Origin of the sequence: Cellulomonas fimi (assembly GCF_012952065.1) — a bacterium.
Lineage (GTDB): Bacteria > Actinomycetota > Actinomycetes > Actinomycetales > Cellulomonadaceae > Pengzhenrongella > Pengzhenrongella fimi_A.
On record NZ_JABCJJ010000070.1, the window covers coordinates 1 to 1,521 of the forward strand.

Here is a 1,521-nt window from a genome sequence, read left to right on the forward strand (position 1 = left end):
AGCACGTCGAGGTCTTCCCGATGGGCAGTGTGAGAACTCCCATCATCGGAAGGCCTCGACCTCTACCCGCCCCGCGACGCGCCGCACACCCTCACCGCCGGACTACACCCCCAACTGCGAAGAGCCGCATTGGTCTCCGCGAGGAACGTGTTGTTGAGGTAGTAGACCTTCCGCCGGTGCAGGTCCGTGGACCAACGATCGCCTGGCACCCCATCCTCCTTCGCACCCCGCGCAAGGCCAAGGCCCTCCAGCTCCTTGAAGCCGCGCTGCCAGGTGTCGTCCTTGATGCAGAACTTCTCCCTGTCCCAGCTGGAGACGTGGGCACCCTCGCTGTCTGGCTTGCCTGCGAGCACGAGCCGTAGACACAGGTAGACAAAAAGCGCGCGAGCCGACAGCACGTTGATCCAGCCCCGGGACCATAGCTCCAGGGGGATCGTGATGTACGGCGCCCTGGATGGCTCCGGAGGGTGGATGGGCACTGCGATCCGGGCTCCGTGGCCCGGCTCCGGTGTCCGGCTCACCATGCTCTCTCCGGCGGGGCCGGCGCTGCTGAGTGCCCTGAACGCCCTCCTAATGCGTCGAGTGCCAGCGCCGGGTTCCGGTGCGGCGTCGTTGAGTTCCTCGTAACCGAACATCTCGGCCCAGTAGTGATCCGGCCTGGCACGGAAGAGTTCGTGCGGGGCCTTACGAGTCAGCATCACGAGGGTGAGGTAGAGCTTCATCGGCACCTCGCCCAGCGCGAAGAGCTCCGAGAGCGGGGTCGACGCCTGGCCGACCTTCTGCGCCCTCGCGTACTCCTCCGCCAGCTGAACCGTCGAACGGCGACCCGAGGTCTTGACTGCCTCGGCAAGCAGCTTCTTGGCCGTCACGGTCACAGATCCCACGGAGCCCTCCGAAACTCACTGACCATCTGAGCGGCGTCCGCTGCAGTAGCGGAGTAGTGCGATCTAGGAGTCATGGCCTTTAAGCGTCACCGCACTTCAGCTGGCCGAATTGATCCGCTCAAATGGTACGTCGCGGCCGCTCGCGGCGTCAACGCTAGCCGCTCCGTTGGGTGTACTGCACCGCCGTACCGGGGCGCTAGGCCCGTTCAAACGGCTCTGAACCGGTGTTGGCGCTGCCCAGACCCCCCGAGGATCATGGACGAAGTCAGGGCCGGGCCGCCCGGCCCGGCCCTGACGGGTGAGAGAACCCCAGAGAAGGAGGTGATGCTCGTGAAGCGCGGATTTCGACTGACTGTCACATGGTCTCGTGGCTCAGTCTCCATCACGCTCGAGCCCTACTAGATCTGGGTGCGGCTCCGTCGTTGCAGCGGCGGGGCCGCACCCAGTCTGTGAGGCGAGAGCCGCGCACCGCAACCGCCTTGCCCGCACGGCTGCCCCTTGACCTCGAGCTGTTGCCGGTCGCGTCGGGTGATGACGAGGGCGTCGTGATCGGTGCAGACGTGCGGAGGTGAAAGGGGGGCCCCGCCGGAGGTTTCCGGCGGGGCCTTGGTCCTCATGGTGACGCCGTGGTGATCAC

General features: G+C 66.1%; 1 protein-coding gene. It reads right to left on the minus strand.

Annotated features, from left to right (window positions below; translation table 11 throughout):
* Positions 1-62 precede the first annotated feature (62 nt).
* Positions 63-869: a hypothetical protein gene (locus HIR71_RS16220; RefSeq protein WP_211374330.1), complete on the minus strand. Its 807-nt coding sequence runs from the start codon at positions 867-869 to the stop codon at positions 63-65.
* Positions 870-1,521 lie beyond the last annotated feature (652 nt).